13 protein-coding genes are annotated in these 17,742 nt (G+C 69.3%); 3 read left to right on the top strand and 10 right to left on the bottom strand.

The window, feature by feature from the left end; all coding sequences use genetic code 11:
- Nucleotides 1-119: 119 nt before the first annotated feature.
- The 4 genes from GEMRO_RS0113680 to GEMRO_RS0113665 all read right to left on the bottom strand — a co-directional run bounded on the left by GEMRO_RS0113680 (nt 120) and on the right by GEMRO_RS0113665 (nt 6,517).
- A complete protein-coding gene (locus GEMRO_RS0113680; RefSeq protein ID WP_027134443.1) occupies nt 120-3,341 on the bottom strand; it encodes an error-prone DNA polymerase in 3,222 nt (1,073 codons plus the stop codon).
- Nucleotides 3,338-4,855 (bottom strand): Y-family DNA polymerase, encoded by a 1,518-nt coding sequence (locus tag GEMRO_RS0113675; RefSeq protein ID WP_027134442.1) that lies wholly within the window; start codon nt 4,853-4,855, stop codon nt 3,338-3,340. Before GEMRO_RS0113675 ends, GEMRO_RS0113680 begins: the two co-directional genes overlap by 4 nt.
- Nucleotides 4,767-5,531 (bottom strand): ImuA family protein, encoded by a 765-nt coding sequence (locus tag GEMRO_RS0113670; RefSeq protein ID WP_035485313.1) that lies wholly within the window; start codon nt 5,529-5,531, stop codon nt 4,767-4,769. The genes GEMRO_RS0113675 and GEMRO_RS0113670 overlap by 89 nt, the downstream gene beginning before the upstream one ends.
- A 125-nt stretch (nt 5,532-5,656) precedes the next feature.
- Nucleotides 5,657-6,517 carry a DMT family transporter gene (locus tag GEMRO_RS0113665; RefSeq protein WP_027134440.1) on the bottom strand — a complete coding sequence of 287 codons (861 nt, stop codon included), beginning with the start codon at nt 6,515-6,517 and terminating at the stop codon, nt 5,657-5,659.
- Between the two features lie 113 nt (nt 6,518-6,630).
- On the opposite strand from GEMRO_RS0113665, the gene GEMRO_RS0113660 reads away from it, so the two are divergent.
- Nucleotides 6,631-8,034 carry an aminotransferase-like domain-containing protein gene (locus tag GEMRO_RS0113660; protein WP_027134439.1) on the top strand — a complete coding sequence of 468 codons (1,404 nt, stop codon included), beginning with the start codon at nt 6,631-6,633 and terminating at the stop codon, nt 8,032-8,034.
- Nucleotides 8,035-8,040: 6 nt separating this feature from the next.
- Here GEMRO_RS0113660 and GEMRO_RS0113655 read toward each other — a convergent pair whose 3' ends face one another.
- The 3 genes from GEMRO_RS0113655 to GEMRO_RS0113645 form a co-directional block, all read right to left on the bottom strand.
- Nucleotides 8,041-8,709, bottom strand: a complete 669-nt coding sequence (locus GEMRO_RS0113655; protein WP_027134438.1) for an SOS response-associated peptidase — start codon at nt 8,707-8,709, stop codon at nt 8,041-8,043.
- A gap of 96 nt (nt 8,710-8,805) precedes the next feature.
- The gene (locus tag GEMRO_RS0113650; protein ID WP_084506947.1) at nt 8,806-10,137 is read right to left on the bottom strand and encodes a PQQ-dependent sugar dehydrogenase; all 1,332 of its coding nucleotides are present in this window, start codon (nt 10,135-10,137) and stop codon (nt 8,806-8,808) included.
- Nucleotides 10,138-10,376: 239 nt separating this feature from the next.
- The gene (locus tag GEMRO_RS0113645) at nt 10,377-11,189 is read right to left on the bottom strand and encodes an SDR family oxidoreductase (RefSeq protein ID WP_051329613.1); all 813 of its coding nucleotides are present in this window, start codon (nt 11,187-11,189) and stop codon (nt 10,377-10,379) included.
- A gap of 377 nt (nt 11,190-11,566) precedes the next feature.
- Here GEMRO_RS0113645 and GEMRO_RS32700 point away from each other — a divergent pair, with 377 nt between their 5' ends.
- Nucleotides 11,567-12,532 (top strand): GGDEF domain-containing protein, encoded by a 966-nt coding sequence (locus tag GEMRO_RS32700; protein WP_169728387.1) that lies wholly within the window; start codon nt 11,567-11,569, stop codon nt 12,530-12,532.
- On the opposite strand, the gene GEMRO_RS0113635 is transcribed toward GEMRO_RS32700, so the two are convergent.
- From GEMRO_RS0113635 to GEMRO_RS0113625, 3 genes are all read right to left on the bottom strand, one after another.
- Nucleotides 12,529-14,142: an esterase/lipase family protein gene (locus tag GEMRO_RS0113635; protein WP_027134435.1), complete on the bottom strand. Its 1,614-nt coding sequence runs from the start codon at nt 14,140-14,142 to the stop codon at nt 12,529-12,531. The two genes, GEMRO_RS32700 and GEMRO_RS0113635, sit on opposite strands and share 4 nt — an antisense overlap.
- A 287-nt stretch (nt 14,143-14,429) precedes the next feature.
- On the bottom strand, nt 14,430-16,319 hold the full coding sequence (locus GEMRO_RS32695) for an adenylate/guanylate cyclase domain-containing protein (RefSeq protein WP_157505586.1): 1,890 nt from the start codon (nt 16,317-16,319) through the stop codon (nt 14,430-14,432).
- 170 nt (nt 16,320-16,489) lie between these two features.
- Nucleotides 16,490-16,930 (bottom strand): DUF2267 domain-containing protein, encoded by a 441-nt coding sequence (locus GEMRO_RS0113625; RefSeq protein WP_027134434.1) that lies wholly within the window; start codon nt 16,928-16,930, stop codon nt 16,490-16,492.
- A gap of 275 nt (nt 16,931-17,205) precedes the next feature.
- Between GEMRO_RS0113625 and GEMRO_RS0113620 the strand changes: the two genes are divergently transcribed.
- A complete protein-coding gene (locus GEMRO_RS0113620) occupies nt 17,206-17,643 on the top strand; it encodes a universal stress protein (RefSeq protein WP_027134433.1) in 438 nt (145 codons plus the stop codon).
- Nucleotides 17,644-17,742 lie beyond the last annotated feature (99 nt).

The following is a 17,742-nucleotide window of genomic DNA, read 5'->3' as shown; positions in this document are numbered from 1 at the left end:
AGGGGCCATAAAGATCATGTACATACAGCAATTGAACGTCAATTATTTCACACTGCAATCCAGGGGGTCGTGGGCCGGCTGATCGGATCGTCTGTACGACGCAGAGAGCGGTGCCCTTTCTACCGGAAGTCCCTTGTCGGGATCTTGATGCCGGAGCCCAGGCGCAAATCGGGGATGTAGATGTCGCGGGGCTTGCGGGCGAGCGGGTCGCGCGGGTCGGGGCCGCTGCCATGCCGGGCCCCGTCGCCGCGGCCGGTAGGGATCGGGAAGGACTGGTCGCGGTCGCCGACGCTCTTCAGGAGGTCGGTCAGGTCGGTCAGGCGCTCGGCCACCAGGTGGACCACCTCCCCTTCCCGCTGGACCCTGCCCTCCACGCCGATCGTGCTGGCCGCCAGGATCAGGCGGCGCTGGCGCTCGAACAAGGTCGGCCAGACCACCAGGTTGGCGATCCCGGTCTCGTCCTCGATCGTGATGAACATGACGCCCTTGGCCGAGCCGGGCTTCTGGCGGACCAGCACCAGGCCGGCCACGGCGATGCGGCGGCCGTTCCGTGCGGTGTCGAGGTCGCTGCAGGGACGGTGGCCGCTTTGGGCCAGCTCGGCGCGCAGGAACGCCAGCGGGTGCTGGCGCAGGGTCAGGCCGGTGCTGCCATAGTCCTCGACCACCTCGCGCCCGGCGGTCATGGATTTCAGCGCCACCGCCGGCTCGGCCAACTCCGGGGCGGCTGCGAACAAAGGCAGCGCCTGGTCGCGCAGGCTGCCGATCTCCCAGAGCGCTTCGCGCCGGGACAGGCCCATGGAGCCGGCGAAACCGTCGGCGGCCGCGATCTTCTGCAGGGCCGCCGCCGGTACTTCCGAGCGGCGCCACAGGTCGTGGATCGAGGCGAACGGGCGCCTTTCCGCGATCGCACGGCCATGCTGCTCGGCCAGTCCCTTGGCCATGCGCAGGCCCAGGCGAACCGCCAGCCCCCGCTCGGCCGGCTCCAGCGTGCAGTCCCACGCGCTGTGGTTGACGTCCACCGCGCGGATCTCGACCTCGTGCTCCAGCGCGTCCCGGACGATCTGGGCGGGCGCGTAGAACCCCATCGGCTGGGCGTTCAGCAGGGCCGCGCAGAACACTTCGGGATGGTGGCACTTCATCCAGGACGAGGCGTAGGCGATCAGCGCGAAGCTGGCGGCGTGGCTCTCGGGAAAGCCGTAGGAGCCGAACCCTTCCAGCTGGCTGAAGGTCTTCTCGGCAAACGCCTGCTCATAGCCGTTCGCCACCATGCCGGCGATCAGCTTGTCCCTAAAATGGCTGACCCCGCCGGTGAACTTGAAGGTCGCCATGGAGCGGCGCAGCTGGTCGGCCTCGGCGGGGGTGAACCCGGCGCACTCGATGGCGACCCGCATCGCCTGCTCCTGGAACAAGGGCACGCCCAGCGTCTTGCCCAGCACCTTCTCGAACGCGGGCTTGGGATAGGTGACCGGCTCCCTGCCCTCGCGGCGGCGCAGATAGGGGTGGACCATGTCGCCCTGGATGGGCCCCGGCCGCACGATCGCGACCTCGACCACCAGGTCGTAGAACTTCCTGGGCTTCATGCGCGGCAGCATCGCCATCTGCGCTCTGGACTCGATCTGGAACACGCCCAGCGTGTCGGCCCGGCGGATCATGGCGTAGGTGGCGCTGTCGTCGCGCGGGATGGCGGCAAGGTCCAGGCGCAGCCCCTTGTGCTCCGCCAGCAGGTCGAAGGCGCGGCGCATGCAGCCCAGCATCCCCAGGCCCAGCACGTCGACCTTCATGAACTTCAGCGCGTCGATGTCGTCCTTGTCCCACTCGATCACCGCCCGGTCGGCCATGGCGGCGGGCTCGATCGGCACCAGCTCGTCCAGCCGGTCCTCGGTGAGCACGAAGCCGCCCGGGTGCTGGGACAGATGGCGGGGAAAGCCGATCAGCTGGCGGGCCAGATCCAGCGCCATGCCCAGGCGCCGGTCGGCGAGGTTCAGGTTCAGGCTCTGGGCGTGCTTCTCCTCCACCCCCTCCTCCGACCAGCCCCAGACCTGGCTGGTCAACGCGCCGGTGACGTCCTCGGAAAGGCCCATCACCTTGCCGACGTCGCGCATGGCCCCGCGCGCCCGGTAGCGGATCACGGTGGCGCACAAGGCCGCGCGCTCGCGCCCGTAGGTCTCGTAGATCCACTGGATCACCTCTTCCCGGCGCTCGTGCTCGAAGTCGACATCGATGTCCGGCGGCTCCTTGCGCGCCTGGGACACGAAGCGCTCGAACAGGAGATCGTGCTCCTCCGGGTTGATCGAGGTGATTCCCAGCACGTAGCAGACCACCGAGTTGGCGGCGCTCCCCCGGCCCTGGCACAAGATGTCCTTCGAGCGGGCAAAGCGGACGATCGCGTCCACGGTCAGGAAATAGGGGGCGTAATCCAGCTCCTCGATCAGGCGCAGCTCATGGCGGATCTTGCCGGCGACGCTGTTTGGGATGCCCGCCGGATAGCGCCAGGCCGCCCCCTCCCAGGCACGTTTTTCCAGCGTCTCCTGGGCGGAGAGGCCGGGGATGCTGGTCTCGCGCGGGTACTGGTAGGCCAGTTCCTCCAGGCCGAACCGGCAGCGCGCCACGACCTCCAGCGAGCGGGCGACCGCTTGCGGATGCCTGGCGAACAGCCGGGCCATCTCCTCCGGCGGCTTCAGGTAGCGGTCGGCGAAGCGCTCGCGGCGAAAGCCGGCATCGTCGATGGTGCAGCCCAGCCGGATGCAGGTGACCACGTCCTGCAGGATCCGCCGCTCTGCTGTGTGGAACAGGACGTCGTTGGTGGCGAGGGTCGGCACGCGCTCGGCCGCGGCGAGTTCGGCCAGGCCGTGCAGCCGCATGGCGTCGCCTGGCCGGCGGCGCAGGGTCAGGGCGAGGTAGGCGCGATCGCCAAAGGCGGCGCGCAGCCGCGCGACCCGCAACGCGCAGCCCTGGTCGGGCCGGTCGGGGACCAGGACCACGACCAGTCCCTGCCCGTGCTCGACCAGATCGGCCCAGGCAAGCTCGCACCTGGCCTTGCCGGCCCGGGCCTTGCCCAGCGTCAGCAGGCGGCAGAGCCGGGCATAGGCCGCGCGGTCGGTCGGGTAGACCAGGACCGTGGTGCCGTCGGCAAGGTCCAGGCGGCAGCCGACCACCAGGCGCACCCCGGTGGCCCTGGCCGCCTCGTGGGCGCGCACGATCCCGGCCAGCGAATGGCGGTCGGTGATCCCCAGAGCCGGAATACCCAGCAATGCCGCCGCGGCGAACAGCTCCTCGGCCGAGCTGGCGCCGCGCAGGAACGAGAAATGGCTGGTCACCTGCAGCTCGGCGTAGACGCTCATGCGAACACGCCATGCAGGTACCAGCGCATCGAGCCCGTGGCGGGGTCGACGCCGTCCCCTGAGCGGAACAGCCAGAAACGCTCGCCGTCCTGGTCCTCGACCTGGAAATAGTCGCGCACCGTGTGGCGCTCCTGGTCGGCCCGCCACCATTCGCCGAACACCCGCTCCGGCCCGTCGGCACGCAGCACGCGGCGGCGCACGCCGCGCCAGGTGAACTGCACCGGCGGATGGTCGGGCAGGAGCGCCAGGGTGTCGACCGGCTCGGGCCTGGCCAGGAGCCGGCTCGGCCTGGGCAGGTCATCCGGCCAGCTGGTCCCGCCCACCGGCGCCATGGCCGCGACCTTCGCCACCGAGCGCTCGGGCAGGTCGCTTTCCACTGGAGCGGCGCGGTAGAGCTTGGCCGGGCCCAGCCGGTTGGCGAGCATGTCGACCAGGGCCGCCACCTCGCCGCCGCTGCCGGCCGACCAGGCGCTGGTCTGGCGCGGCACCACCGGCTCGGCCAGCGACGCGGTCAGCCTCATCCGCTCGACCCCGAAACCCGGATCGACGGTCTCCAGCCGGTCGGCCAGCAGGCGGGCGAGATGGCGGGGATCCTGGCAGGGAGCGGCCGTGCCGACCCGGATGCTGGGGACCGCGGAATCGACCCGGTGGAACAGGAGGTCCAGGCGCCTGGCGCCCAGGGCACGGTGGGCAAGTGCGATGCACAAGGCCTCGGCCAGCAGGCCGATCTGGCGCTGCAGGGTTTCCGGCGCCCCGATCGGCTCCACGAACGCCCGCTCCACCCGGACCAGCTCGGCCGGCTCGACCGGGTCGAACGGCTCCGGCTCCCGACCGAACATCTGGTCGAGGCGCTGGCCGATCAGGGCGCCGAAGCGCAGGGCCAAGGGCGCCCGTGCGGTCTGCGCCAGTTCGCCCACCTGCTCGAAGCCGAGCTTGCGCAAGGCCACCACCATCTCGTCCGGCAGGCGCAAGGCCGCGATCGGCAGGACCCCCAGCGCCTGTTCGATCTGCCGGTCGGCGATGGCGACCTGCTGGTAGCCGTGGCGGGCCAGGGCATGGGCGGCTCCCGGCGTGTCGGCCATGGCGGCGCGCGCGGCGATCCCGGCACGGCCCAGGCGCTGGACCAGATCCTCCAGCATCGCCCGGTCGCCGCCGAACAGGTGCCCAGCACCGGTGGCGTCGATCCACAGCCCGTCCGGCGGGTCCAGGGCGACCACCGGGCTGTAGCGCTTCAGGCACCAGGCGGCGAGCCGGTCCAGCGCTGCCCGGTCGGCCGGCGGATCGGCATCCAGGACATGCAGGTCCGGCACCCGCGCCCGCGCCTGGGCCACCGGCAGGCCCGGATGCAGCCCGAGCTGCCGGGCGACGGCATCGGCGGCGTGGATGATCCGGGCGGCGCCCTCGCGCCCGGCCAGGATCAGGGGCTCAGCCGGTGGCGGCGAGGCGCTGCCCATCTGCCGCCGGAGCCGATCGGTCGGCCAGGTCGGCAGGAACAGCGAGACGACCTTGCGCATCGCACCCCTCCAGGTCCCAGGAAAACGGTTCGGCCCCCCGGCAGCGGACCAGGTCGACCCGCCAGCGCGCCCGGCCCACCCCCGCAGCCGGCAGGGGCGAGGACGGCTGGGCGGTGATCCGCCAGCGGCTGGCCGCGGCGGTGGGCTGGCCGAACTCGGCGGCGGCAGCCGGGCTGCGCCAGCGGCGCAGGATCAGGCCGGGCACGCCGCTGGCCTCGGCGGCGATCTGCAGGCGGCGCGACGCGGTCATCGGCAGCTTCGCCGTCTCGCCGACCACCCCGGCCAGCCCGCCATGGCGCAGCCCCTCCTCGACCGCCTGCAGCACGCCGGTCTCGTCGCCGGCCTCGGCATAGATCACCCGGTCGGGATGCAGGCCGGCCCCGGCCAGGGCCGGGGCGAACAGGTCGCGATATTTCAGGCACCACAGCACCGGCCCTTCCAGGCGAGCGAGGATGCCGGCGGCGAACAGGACCGCGGCCGCCCCGTGGGCGGCGCCCAGCTCGCCGCCGGCCACCTCGTGCAGGGCGCCCAGGCACAGGCCGCCCTCGGGCAGCCGTTCGTCGAGCAGGGCGATGCCGAACGGCAGGGCGCGATGGCGCACGCGCTCGCCCCGCTCCATCTGCCGGATGCGGGCGCGCAAGGTGTCAACAGCCTGACGCTGCCGGGCCGGGGCCATGAGGATCCAGACAAGAACCGATTTTGTTCTTGTTTTGTTCTATTGAATCGCCGCCGCCGTCAATCCGGAAAGGCTTCCCAGGCTGCCACACCCGGGCCAGCTTGAAGCCCGGGGTGAACTGCTTGTCAGGCGAAGCGCTTCGCTCCGGCGACACAAAGGACCACCAGCCCGGTGACGGCGATCATCGTCCAGGCGACCGGTTCGTGCAGCAGGAGGCCGGCCAGCGCCAGGCCGAAGAAGGGCTGGAGCAGCTGCAGCTGGCCGACGCCGGCGATCCCGCCCCGCGCCAGCCCCCGGTACCAGAAGACGAACCCCACCAGCATGCTGAACACCGACACATAGGCGAGGCCGAGCCAGGCGGGCATGCCGATCCCGGTCCAGGCCAACGGCATCGTCACGGCAGCCAGGACCGCCATGACCGGCAGCGCCAGGACCAGCGCCCAGGAGATAACCTGCCAGCCGCCCAGCCGGCGCGACAGGGTCGCCCCTTCGGCATAGCCCAGGCCGCAGAGCAGGATGGCGGCCAGCATGAGCAGATCGCCCTGGAGCGACCCACCGCCCCCTTTACTCAGGGCGAAGCCGGCCACCGCCAGGCTGCCGAGGCAGGAGAACGCCCAGAAGGCCGGCCTCGGCCGCTCCTTGCCGCGCAGCACCCCGAAGATCGCGGTGGCGAGCGGCAGGAGGCCGATGAAGACGATCGAGTGCGCGGCGGTGACGTGCTGGAGCGCCAGCGCCGTAAGCAGCGGGAAGCCTACCACTACCCCCAAGGCCACGATGGTGAGCGACCCGAGGTCGCCACGGCCAGGACGCGCCTGCCGCAGCATCAGGAGCAGCAGGACGGCGAGCAGCGCCGCGATCACCGCCCGCGCCGAGGTGAGGAACAGCGGCTCGAAGCCGCCGACCGCCACCCGGGTGGCCGGCAGCGAGCCGCTGAAGATCACCACGCCCAACAGGCCGCTGCCCCATCCGTCGGTGGTCCGCCCCATGATCTCCCCTTTCCTGTCCGCCTTCCCTTAGCTGGATCGGTGCTGGCGGAGCCAGGAACGAACCCATACAATTCAACCGAACTGTATGGTCGGACGAAGCGATACACCTGCCCATGGACCGGTCGACGAACAGCCATGCCGCCACCCGGACCGGCCAGGTCATGGAGGCGATCCGGCGCAGGATGGCGAGCCGGGCGCTGGCGCCCGGCGATAAGCTGCCCTCGATCCGCGGCTTCGCCGCCACCATGGGCGTCTCGCCCTCGACCGTGGTCGAGGCCTATGACCGGCTCGCCGCCGAGGGCGTGATCCGCTCGCGGCCGGGCTCCGGCTTCTATCTCTCCGGCGCCACGCCGCCCCTGGCCCTGGCCGAGGTCGAGCCGCGCCTCGACCGGGCGATCGATCCCTTCTGGGTGTCGCGGCAATCCCTTGATGCCGGCGCCGGGATGCTGAAGCCCGGATGCGGCTGGCTCCCCGCCGACTGGATGCCGAACGACCTGATCCGCCGCGCGATCCGCGGCCTGGCGCGCGCCGACGATGCGGTCCTGGCGGATTATGCCGGCACGCGCGGCTCGCTGGCGCTGCGCCGGCTGCTCGCCCGCCAGTTCGCCGCCGAAGGGGTCGAGGCGGGAGCCGACCAGATCCTGCTGACCGGATCGGGAACCCAGGCCATCGACCTGGTCTGCCGCTTCCTCCTGCGGCCGGGCGACACGGCGCTGGTCGACGATCCCTGCTACTTCAACTTCCAGGCCCTGCTGCGCGCCCATCAGGTCCGGATCGTGGGCGTGCCCCACACGTCCAATGGCCCTGACCCGGCGGCGTTTGCCCAGGCCCTCTCGGCGCATCGGCCGCGGCTCTACATCACCAACTCGGCGCTGCATAACCCGACCGGAGCCACGATCTCGCCGCAGACCGCGCACCGGCTGCTCCATGAAGCCGCAGCCCACGACCTGGTCATCGTCGAGGACGACATCTTCGCCCCGTTCGAGCCGGAGCCCTCCCCGCGCCTGGCGGCGCTGGACGGGCTGCGCCAGGTGATCCGGATCGGCAGCTTCTCCAAGGCGCTGTCCGCCTCGGTTCGGTGCGGCTACATCGCGGCCCGTCCGGACTGGATCGAGGGGCTGGTCGATCTGCAGGTCGCGACGACCTTTGGCGGCCCGAGCCCCGTGGTGGCCGGCCTGGTGCTGGCGACCTTGAGCGACGGCAGCTATCGCAAGCACATGGAGGGGCTGCGCCGGCGCCTGGCGCGCCGGCGCCTGGAAGTGGCGGCCGAACTCGCGACGCTGGGCATCCGGCCCTGGCTGATGCCGCGCGGCGGCTTCTATCTGTGGTGCCGGCTGCCGGACGGCCTGGACGCAGCGGAGGTGGCGCGCCGGGCGCTGCGCGACGACGTGGTCCTGGCCCCGGGCAATGTCTTCAGCCTGTCCCAGTCCGCGTCCGACTTCCTTCGCTTCAACGTGGCCCAGATGGGCGACCCGCGCATCCCGGACGCCCTGGCCCGGGCAATGGCCGGGGCCTGAGGAATCTCAGGCTGGGTTGATCGGCTCGATCAGCTCGGCCCCCTGGTTCGCCACGTAGTTGACCTTGGTGCTGACCGGGTAGACCTCCAGCAGGTCGTTCGCGGCTGGCCTCAGCAGGTCGGCGGCGTCTGGCCGGGACGTGTCCAGCCAGCGCGCCTGGACGTCAGGCTCCAGGATCACCGGCATCCGGTCGTGCAGCGGCGCCAGCGTGGCGTTGGCCGCCGTGGTGATGATCGTGCAGGTCTCGACCGCCCCCTCCGGCCCCTTCCAGCTTTCCCACAGGCCGGCGAAGGCCAGGGGCTGCCGGTCGCGGCGGCGGATCACGTAGGGCTGCTTGCGCTTGGCGCCCTCGACCTTCTGCCATTCATAGAAACCGTCTGCGGGCACCAGGCAGCGTCGCGCCCTGAATGCCGCCCGGAACGAGGGAGCGGTCGCCACCGTCTCCGACCGCGCGTTGATCATCCGCGACCCAATCGAGATGTCCTTGGCCCAGAACGGCACCAGCCCCCAGCGCACCATCGCCAGCTCGGGCTCCCCCTCGGCCGCATGGCGCACGATCGGCACCGTCTGGGTTGGGGCGATGTTGTAGCGCGGCTCCAGGTTCGGCCGCTGGGTGAACCGGAACGCCTGCTGCAGGATCGCGACCGGCGTGTGGAGCTGGTATCGGCCGCACATCTCGAAAGCCTCCCAGGGTGCGGACCGGATCTAGCACGGGATCGTCGGCCGGCTGAAGAAGCGTCGCCGCCGGCCATCCGGCCACGCCGCCTCCCGTCAGGAGCCGGGCCCGGTTCCGGCAGTGGTGACCCGCCACACGATATTGCCCACGTCGTCGGCGACCAGCAGGGCGCCGGTCCGGTCGACCGCGACCCCGACCGGCCGGCCCAGCGCGTCGCCCTCCTCGCTCAGGAACCTGGTCAGGAAATCCTCCGGCCCGCCGGCGGGCCGTCCGTCCGGACCGAACGGCACGAAGACGACCTTGTAGCCGCTGGGCTCCGAGCGGTTCCACGAGCCATGCTGGCCGATGAAGGCCCCGCCCCGGTAGCGTTCCGGGAAGGCATCCCCCTCATAGAAGACGAGTCCCAGCGACGCGGTATGGGCGCCCAGCGCATAGTCCGGGACCAGCGCTTTCTCGACCAGGTCCGGGCGCTGCGGCTCCACCCGGTGATCGACATGGTCGCCGTACCAGCTGTACGGCCAGCCATAGAAGCCGCCGTCCTGCACCGAGGTCATGTAGTCCGGGACCAGGTCGTCGCCGATCTCGTCGCGCTCGTTGACCGTGGTCCAGAGCGCGCCGGAACCGGGCTGCCAGTCCAGGCCGTTCGGGTTGCGCAGGCCGCTGGCGAAGACGCGCGTGTCGCCGTCCGGCAGGAACACTTCCAGGATCGCGGCGCGGTTCTCCTCGGCCTCCATGCCGTTCTCGGCCACGTTGCTGTTCGACCCAACGGTGGCATAGAGCCTGGACCCGTCCGGGCTGGCGATGATGTTCCGGGTCCAGTGCTGGTTGATGGGACCGGCCGGCAGGTCGGCGACCTTGGTCCCTTCGGCGCGGATCTCCGTGGCTCCCTCCTGGTAGGGGAAGCGCAGGATCGCGTCGGTGTTGGCCACGTAGAAGTCGCTGCCGATCAGGGCCATGCCGAACGGCGAGTGCAGGTCCTCCAGGAAGACCGAGCGGGTTTCCAGGCTGCCGTCGCCGTCGGCGTCGCGCAGGAGCGTGATCCGGTCGGCACTGGGGACGCCCGCCCCCGCCATCTTCTTGACGATGCCCGTCACCCAGGCGCGGATCCCGCCGGTTTCCTTTTCCGGCGCATTGCTTTCCGCGACCAGCACGTCGCCGTTCGGCAGGACATAAAGCCAGCGCGGGTGGTCCAGGCCGTCCGCGAAAGCCGCCACCTCGAAGCCCTCGGCCGGGGTCGGGCGCCGGCCCTCGAGCCAGCCCTTGGCGGGAGCGATGTTGACCGTGGGGATCCAGGAGGTGCGTGGCTCCGGCAAGGCCGGATCCGGCCCATAGCCCGCCGAGACCGGCAGAGGCTCCGGGCCGCTGCAGGACAGCAGCACCAGGGAAGCGGCGCCCGCGAAGGCCAGTGGCTTGCCTGTTCCGGCCATGTCGCTCTGCTCCCCTGCCCCATGATCACGAAAAGCAACGCAAGGACCGGGCCGGCGTTCCCGGGCGGTTGGGCCCAAACCCTCCCCCGAGCAGACGGGACGGGCCCTGCTCTGCCCGCCGGACGATCGCCGGGCGACCTTGTGGGGCCCTTTTTACACGAACGAACCCGAGCAGAGGGCGGAGTGCCGCGCGGCGAACCAGTTCGCCGCGCCGGCTCCCGGCCATGTTGCCCGGCTGGTCAGAGCATCGGCCGCCCACCGGTGACCGGGATCAGGGCGCCGGTCATGTAGCTGGACTCGTGCGAGGCCAGCAGCACATAGGCAGGCGCCAGTTCCACGGGCTGGCCGGCCCGGCCCAGGGGCGTGTTCTTCCCGAAGCTCTCGACTTTTTCCGGGGGCATGGTCGAAGGGATCAGGGGCGTCCAGATCGGCCCCGGCGCCACGGCATTGACCCGGATGCCCTTGTCCGCGACCAGGCCGGCCAGGCCGGCGGTGAAGTTGGCGATGGCTCCCTTGGTGGTGGCGTAGGCAAGGAGCGAGGGCGACGGGTTCTTGGCGTTGATCGAGCTCGTGTTGATGATCGAGCTGCCCGGCTTCATCTGGGGGATCGCCGCCTTGCACAGGTAGAACTGGCTGTGGATGTTGGTGCGGAAGGTGACGTCCCACTCCTCGGCGCTGATGTCCTCGATGCTGTCGAAGCTGGCCTGGTGGGCGGCGTTGTTGACCAGGACGTCGAGCTTGCCGAATTCCTGGATCGCCTGGGCGACCAGTTCCTTGCAGTGGCTCTCCTCCTTGATGTCGCCGGAGACGACCACGGCCTTGCGCCCAGCCTTCTCCACCCAGCGCGCGGTCTCCTTGGCGTCCTCGTGCTCGTTGAAATAGGAGATCAGTACGTCGGCGCCCTCCCGGGCAAACGCGATCGCCACAGCACGGCCGATGCCGGAATCGCCGCCGGTGATGATGGTCGCCATGCCCTGCATGCGGCCGCTGCCGCGATAGCTCTCCTCGCCATGGTCGGGTTTGGGCGTCATCTCGGCCGTGGAGCCAGGCATGTCCTGCTGCTGCTTGGGCTGCGGCGGCTGCGGTGCGTCGTTCTTGGGATCGATCGGCACGGTGTCTGTCTCCTGGACTAAGGCGGGCCACGGCTTGGCTGCGGCCCGGGGAAAGAGCCTCGCCAAACGGCGGTGTCCTGCCAGAAAACGCTGATGCGCCGCCGGGTTGCATCCGGTCGTCGGCAGCGCCGGCGACCGGAAAGTGCCTTCTTCCTTCCTGCAGATGATCCTGCCTTCCCCAGGACGATCGACTTGATGTATTGTTGAGAAGGAACGCCGAGATCAAGCCGGGGCGAAATAACGTCCTCCGGATTTTATCGCGCATGCTCCATATTACGGTTGACAGAGAACTCGCTGCCAAGCTCTGCGCCCTGGCCATGTCGACGTTGCACAGGCTTGGTCTGCCGGCGCTTCCAGCCAGCTACTGCATCATGTTCGCCTACCATGCCGGGCAGTTCCCCGACCTCGAGCGGGAGGTCCGGGCCATGCTGGTCGACCCCTCGCTGGCCACGAACTGGCGGTGCGAGGCCATCTACGATCGCTTCCTTGGTTCCGAGCGCATGCTGGCCGACTACAACGAGGCCATCATGGAACTCGGCCGCGGCGTGGCGGAGATCGGTGAACTCTTGAGCCGGACCACCCACCACGCCGAAAGGTTTGGCGAGATTGCCAGCAACCTGTCCGAGGCGGCTCATGCAACCTCCGGCGCGACCCGCCGGATCATCGAGCGTGCCGCCAGCCAGCTGGCGAGCTTGGCCGAGGAAGATGCCAAGCTGCGCAGGGAGGTCGCTGCCCATGTCGAGGCCTCGACCCGCAGCATCGTCCGCGCCGGCAAGCGGTTCGAGGCCGAGCGGCAGGCGTCCCGGACCGATCCCCTCACCAAGATCGGCAACCGCCGCCGTCTCGACGAAGCGATGGCCGAGCGGGTGGAAGCCAGCCTGGTCCTGGCCGACATCGACCATTTCAAGCGCTTCAACGATACCTATGGCCACCGGGCCGGCGACCTGATCCTGGTGGCGTTCGCCCGGATCCTTCGCCAGGTGACCGGCGAGCGCGGCCTGACCATCCGGTTCGGGGGCGAGGAGTTCGCGATCTTCCTGCCGAATTCCGGCCTGGCGGAGGCCCGCGACCTTGCCGATCAAGCACGGCTGACACTGGAGCAAATGGCGAGCATCACCATGAAGGACGGCAAGTCCCTGAGCAAGGTGACCGCCTCGTTCGGCGTCGCCAGCGGCCGGTTCGACAAGAACCCGGACCTGCTGATCGAGCGGGCCGACCGGGCCCTCTACCAGGCCAAGAACGCCGGCCGGAACCGTGTCGCCGTCGCCCCTCCGCCCGGCTAGTTCCAGGACCTTGCCGTGAGCACCAGCGATGCCGTGATGCCGGGGCTGGAATTCTGCTCGACCGGGATCCGGAACTCGATTGCTTCCGGCCCGACAAGCGGCTGGGCCTCCATCGTCACCCGGTTCGGCGTGCGGCTGTCGAACCCGAACCGAAGCCGCCACTGGGGCTGATCGCCTCCGGGAGGAATGGCCTCGAGGTTGATCTTGTCCCGGTAGATGTAGCCGCCGTCGTAATGGTCCTTCAGCCAGAGCACGCCATCCACCTCGTAGGTCGGCACCAGCACGCCCAGGTCCAGGCTGAAGCCTAAGGAGCGCCGGCGCTTCTCGACCCGCGCGCCGGAACTCAGGAAGGCGGTGAACAGGTGCGGCCGCTCGTGATGCGGGCGAACACTTGGGTCCGCCGGCTTGTTCGGGTTGGGAAACAGCTCGTCATAGCGGCGGAACACGGTCGAATGCTCGGAAGCTACCCGGCGGCTCAGGTCCCAGTGGACGCCACGTACCCTCGCGATCGCCTCGAAGTGGTAGGAGGCGCGCACCTTCTCCCCGGCGGCCCGCCGCTTCTCCACGGAACCCGGCAGCGACAGGGAATGGACATCCAGCACGCCGTCCACCCTGACGTCGCCGAACAGGAAGCGGGTCAGGTTCTGGTAGCCCTCCTCGGAGTTCACGATCCCGAAATGGCCGGAATGGCTGCGATGGACATAGGCCCTGGGCGCCAGCCGCACCGGGTTGTCCGGCTGGCCACTCGGCCCGGTGACGAACGCGTTGTTGATGCGCACCAGCCCGTCGCTGTAGGGCCCAACGGCCCGGGACGACCAGCCGTTGGCAACGGCGTAGTCCAGGGAGTTCGTCCCGATCAGGCAGAAGAACCGATCCGGATCGAACGCGCCGTTCAGGCTGTGCACCTCCTTGGCAGCCGCCGGCCCCTTGGTGGGCAGCCCCAGATAGCCGGCCATCCGGGGACGGTTGAAATTGTTGACGTCGTTCGCCGTCAGGATCGCCGGGACATTGCCGATGATCTGGAAGTCGATGCCGTTATGGGGGCTGGCATAGGTGAAGACCTTGTCGACGAGCCGCCGCGCCTCGGCCAGGCGCTGCCGGTGCTCGGCATTGCTCCCGAGCTTCCCGTTCTGCAGCATGCACCGGATGATGAGCCCGCCCATGGAGTGGCCGACCAGATAGACCTTGAACGCCTTCAGCGCTGCGGGGTCGTCCCCGCACACCCGCTGGCGCAGCCGCAGGATCAGTTCGCCCAGTTCCTCGCCGAACCGTTCGATCGGGGTGCGCTCGCCGCTGCCGAAGGCGGTCGAAACCTCGTCGTAGTAGCGGAACACGACGATCGACCGGGACGGGATCGCCTCGTGCCCGGGCATGTCCTCGCCATCGGTGTAGACGTCGGAATATCCATGCTGCTTCATCAGCCGGACGACCGGTGATTCGAAATAATGACGGGAAATGGCCCCGGTCCACACCTGGCGGATCTTCGTCGTTCCAACGTTGAAGCCCATGTACGGGTCGGCGACGGTGTCCTCGATTTCACCTTCGGTGCCGGCATAGCCGCGGACATAGATGATCGGGAAATAGGGCGGCTGGATGACTGCACGTGCCACGGTCGTCTTCCTTTGACGCAACCGACGCGACCGGCGGAAGCTGCCTCCCCGGGATCAGCAGTCGCCGTCCCGCCTTCGCATCATTCCATGACCATGCATCTCCAGGTCGCGCCCCAGACAGGGCAAGTCGATGCATGGTCCCGACATGCACCCCCAGCCTGCATGCCCTACGACGACTGCCACGTAGACTGGCGAAGAATTGGATTCATCACAAGCCGCACCGGGTAAATGCTGCGCCTGCTCGTCATGGCGGACGCGCCTGTGCGATGGCGAGGCGAAAGCTAGGATCAACCAACCTGAAGCTGGAAGATCGTTAGCGGCTCGCGCCGGCCACGAAGCTCGAAGTCACCCAGAGGAATGAGGGGGAACTCCTGGCCCAGGGCAGCCGCGGTACGGGCGCCGAGCAGGACCGACACGTCCTCGCCCTCGATGGTCCGGGCGGCGCTGCGGGCCAGTTCTTCCAGGCGTTCGGCCACGTTCACCACGTCGCCGACCACCGTGTAGTTCACCCGGCTGGGCGCCCCGATGTCGCCCACCAGGGCACGGCCGCTATGGATGCCGATCCGCACCCGCACCGGCGGCAGGTCGTCCCTGGCCCGCGCCTGGTTGTCCGCGTGCACGGCCTGGGCGATGCCGAGCGCCGCCTGGCAGGCCCTGGCGGCATGATCGGGCTGGTGACCTGGCGCTCCCCAGAACGCCATGACCGCATCGCCGATATACTTGTCCACCGTGCCTTCGGTGGCCTCGACGCATCCGCCCACCAGGGTGAAGTGACCATTGAGGAAAGCCGCCACCTCCGCGGCGGGCAGTTGCTCCGACAGGGTGGTGAAGCCCGCGATGTCGGTGAACATCACGGTGACCTCGCGCTCCTCCGACACGATCGCCTTGGGCGAGCCGTGGCGCATCAGCCTTCGCACCAGCGTGTGCGGGACGTAGGTGGAAAACAGGCGCAGCCCGCCCACCATGGCGTCGAAGGCACGGGCTGCCTCGTTCAGCTCGCGAAACGGGCCGCGCAGCCGCGGCGGCGGCGCATCGAAGTTGAGCTCGCGCAACCGGTTGGCCTCGTCGGCGAGTTCCCGGATCGGATGGCTGAGGCTTCGCCCGAGCAGGAGCGCCAGCACCATGCCCACCACCAGCACGATGCCGCCCACCCAGAGCAGATGGGTGAGCCGGTCGAGCTGGGGAACGGCCTGCTCCAGGGGCATGTAGGTGCCGATCGTCCAGGGACGCTCGCCATAGCCGGGAAGCTCCTGGAGAATGAAGAGGAAGCTCTCGCCGCCGATGTCGACGAGCCGGGCGCTGACCGCGGCGTTGGTGAAGGTGCCCGCCTGCTGCAGCCGCATTTCCGGGTCGGGCGTCCAGATCTTCTCCAGGACCGGGTCGCCGAGTTCGCGCAGGCTCGGAAGCGGATGCTTGTCGCTCAGCCCCGGGAAGCCTTCCCGAAGCCTGGGATGGGCCAGCACCGAATCCGGGCCGTAAAGGATGAACGGGTTGGCCAGGTCCTCGCTGCCGAGCGTGGCCAGGAAGTCCGAAAGGGCCGCGGTGGTGACCCCGGCGATCAGCGCGCCGGCGAACTTTCCTTCCCGATGGACCGGGACGAACAGGTTGATGAAGGGCATCCCGCGCCCCTGGGCCACATAGAGTTCGCCCCAGAAGGCCCCGCTTGCCTGGGCGGCCCGCTGCATCGCCTTCTCGAAACCCGGATCGTCGCGCCAGTCGTTGACCGCGAGCGGCGTGGAAGGCCGGTTTCGGAAGGCTCGCAGCACCTGGAGGTCGGGCGTGGCGAAGGCCACCACGCTCTCTTGCGGCACGGCAGCCAGCGAGGCGAGCAGCAGGTCGCCCAACCGCTCCGCCTGGGTGAGGTCCAGGCGCTGCCGGACGATCTGCTGCGACAGGAAGTCGAGCTGGGCCTGGACCGGATCGAGATGGGCGCGCGTGCGCTCCACCATCGAGCGGATCATCGATTCCGCACCTTCCCGGGCGAGTTCACCGGTGTTCAGCCGGGCGGCACGATATCCGGCGAACAGCACGAAGCCGGCGGTGACCGCCAGCAGCAGCGCCGTCCCCACCACCAGCGCGATCGAGATCGGGACGCTCGGCACGCGCGGTCGCATCTTCCAGCGGCGCTGCCGGATCGTCTCACCGGGCCGGCGGGTCAGCATACGGGTCAGGGCCACCGCACCCTCAGCCCGGTATGTCCCATGCCCGGCACCAATCTCGCCCTCCCGCTCTCATGTCGGTCGCCATTTCTTGGGACGCGACTCCTTGAGGAGCCGACCATGCACTCAGGAGCGGCGAACGTCACGAACCATGCGGCGGCATGACCCGCCAGGCATGTACCCGTCGTTCAACGGGCCATGCTGGAAGGCGCCAGGCATCGAAGCGGGACCGGCAGTGCCTGGGCGGCCCTGTTCATCCTCATCGGGTCGACTTCTCTCCAGAGCAACGCGCATACGGTCTGCGCCGCGAGATCGCTGCGGCAGGGGAAACCCGGCGGCAGGTCCGCCTCGACATCCTCCAGAAATGCGTCGATCTCCTGCCGGGTCGTGGGCTTTCCTGCCGGTTCCCAGCCTTCATAGTAGATCGCCAGGACCGGCATCGGCAGCACGCTCGCAAAATCGGCCACCTGATCCACGGTCATCCTGTCCCTCAGGGCGTGAAGCACTGCGCGCAGAGCACAAAAGGCATGGCTCTCCGATCCCAGGCGGCAATGGTTCTGGATTCCCGCCAGCCATTCCTCGGTCTCGCCGATCCCCCGATCCCGCCAGGATGAATGGGCATCGCTCATCTTTTCCTCTCCTGCGCTGCCCTTCTCCCTCGCCGGAAGAGCGGCAGCGCCAGGATCAACGCAATGGGCCGACGCCGCCTTGATCCAGGTCAAGAAAAAGCCGGTCGGCCAGATGATGCGCACCCTATGTCGCTCGGTTCGATGTCCGGCATGCTAGGATGGGAGATGGCTCGGCTGCGAAGAGCGCGCAGCAGGGCAGGCCGTCAGGAGGGTGGCTCGCACCGACAAACTTTCCGGAGCACCGCCGCCTTTCGGTTCATGGAAGGGAGAAGCCGTTGTTCACCCATATCCTCATCCCCACCGATGGCTCGCATCTTTCCTCCTCGGCCCTCGACCGGAGCCTGGGCTTTGCCCGCGAGATCGGCGCCAGGGCGACTGTCCTGACCGTGATCGAGCCCTTTCACCTGTTCTCGCTGGCGCCGGAGCAGGTCTCCGACACGCGCGACGAATATCGCCAACATGCTGCCCGGCACGCGCAGGAGATCCTCGACGCCGCCGAGCGCAATGCCCGGGACAAGCATGTCGACTGCGGGGTCCTGCACGTGACGCACGAGCATCCGGACCAGGCGATCCTCACCGCTGCCCTGAACCGGGGATGCGACCTCATCGCGATGGCCTCCCACGGGCGGCGCGGAATCACGGCGTTGATGCTGGGCAGCGTGACGATGAAGGTCCTGGCACAGGCCAAGATCCCCGTGCTCGTCTATCGGTAGGGCTGCGCCAGCCGGTGCTGGGGGTTGCTTCCGCTGACGCGCTCCTGGAGACTGGCCGGCGCGCTGAAGGCACGGCCCGGGTGGCGATGAAACAATGGA

The sequence above is a fragment of the Geminicoccus roseus DSM 18922 genome, assembly GCF_000427665.1.
GTDB lineage: Bacteria > Pseudomonadota > Alphaproteobacteria > Geminicoccales > Geminicoccaceae > Geminicoccus > Geminicoccus roseus.
This window is presented reverse-complemented; position numbering and strand designations above follow the sequence as displayed.

Excerpts from the sequence above, each read along its gene's own strand:
- GEMRO_RS0113680 (WP_027134443.1), bottom strand. The coding sequence starts at position 3,341 with ATGAGCGTCTACGCCGAGCTGCAGGTGACCAGCCATTTCTCGTTCCTG.
- GEMRO_RS0113675 (WP_027134442.1), bottom strand. The coding sequence starts at position 4,855 with ATGCGCAAGGTCGTCTCGCTGTTCCTGCCGACCTGGCCGACCGATCGG.
- GEMRO_RS0113670 (WP_035485313.1), bottom strand. The coding sequence starts at position 5,531 with ATGGCCCCGGCCCGGCAGCGTCAGGCTGTTGACACCTTGCGCGCCCGC.
- GEMRO_RS0113665 (WP_027134440.1), bottom strand. The coding sequence starts at position 6,517 with ATGGGGCGGACCACCGACGGATGGGGCAGCGGCCTGTTGGGCGTGGTG.
- GEMRO_RS0113660 (WP_027134439.1), top strand. The coding sequence starts at position 6,631 with ATGGACCGGTCGACGAACAGCCATGCCGCCACCCGGACCGGCCAGGTC.
- GEMRO_RS0113655 (WP_027134438.1), bottom strand. The coding sequence starts at position 8,709 with ATGTGCGGCCGATACCAGCTCCACACGCCGGTCGCGATCCTGCAGCAG.
- GEMRO_RS0113650 (WP_084506947.1), bottom strand. The coding sequence starts at position 10,137 with ATGGCCGGAACAGGCAAGCCACTGGCCTTCGCGGGCGCCGCTTCCCTG.
- GEMRO_RS0113645 (WP_051329613.1), bottom strand. The coding sequence starts at position 11,189 with ATGCCTGGCTCCACGGCCGAGATGACGCCCAAACCCGACCATGGCGAG.
- GEMRO_RS32700 (WP_169728387.1), top strand. The coding sequence starts at position 11,567 with ATGTCGACGTTGCACAGGCTTGGTCTGCCGGCGCTTCCAGCCAGCTAC.
- GEMRO_RS0113625 (WP_027134434.1), bottom strand. The coding sequence starts at position 16,930 with ATGAGCGATGCCCATTCATCCTGGCGGGATCGGGGGATCGGCGAGACC.